Annotated in this window: 1 protein-coding gene; it reads right to left on the bottom strand. The window is 68.6% G+C overall.

The genetic code is table 11. The annotated features are described in order from the left end of the window. Window positions 1-765 (bottom strand): DUF222 domain-containing protein (locus tag ACTWP6_RS30380; RefSeq protein ID WP_443189649.1); only part of this gene is annotated, 765 nt, incomplete at both ends.

The raw sequence follows: 765 nt of genomic DNA, 5'->3' as shown, positions 1-765 counted from the left end.
GAGTAGGTGGTGTTCGGGGTGGTGGTAGCCATTGACCAGCTGCGTGCGGTGTTGGCCGGCGTCGAGCCCTGGTGGTGGGTGCCATTCGGTCTGGTTCTTGGCGTTTTTGGTGGTGGTCCAGCCGGTGGTTTCGATCATCCGGTTGTGCGGCCCGCAGGCCAGGGTGAGGTCGTCGATGTTGGTCTGGCCGTCGTTTTTCCAGTCCGCGGCCGCGTGGTGGACCTGGCACCAGTACCCCGGGACGGTGCAGCCGGGCCGGGTGCAGCCCCGGTCGCGGGCGTGCAGGACGATCCGCTGGGCGGCGTTGGCCAGCCGTTGGGCCCGGCCGAGGTAGAGGCTTTGACCGGTGTGTTCGTCGAAGACGTACAGGTAGTGGTGGGCGCGGGCGGCCATCCGGATCAGATCGGGCATCGGCAGCAGCGAGCCGCCGCCGGTGACCGCCACCCCGGCACGTCTTTCCAGCTCCTGCAAGCTGGTCGAGACGATCACGCTGACCGGTAACCCGTTGTGGCTGCCGAGTGTCCCGGATTCCAGGGTGCGGCGCAGCAGGGCTTTGAGGCCGTCGTGATTGCGCTGCCCTTCGGTGCGGGTATCGCCACACGCGGTCTCCGGTGCCCCATCCTCGCCCGGCTCGGGGGCGGGCATGTTGGCCCCGGGGGCGGCCTCTTTGGCCAGGGTGGCCTCCAGGTAGGCGCCCAGTTCGGCGTCGAGGTAGCCGCTGATCTTGCGAAACCCGTCACGCTGCTGCTTGCCGACCTTGACCCA

Source organism: Mycobacterium sp. 4D054, assembly GCF_052245755.1.
Classification (GTDB): domain Bacteria; phylum Actinomycetota; class Actinomycetes; order Mycobacteriales; family Mycobacteriaceae; genus Mycobacterium.
Note: the sequence above shows the minus strand (reverse complement) of the source record. Positions and strands in the feature narration are given on the sequence as shown.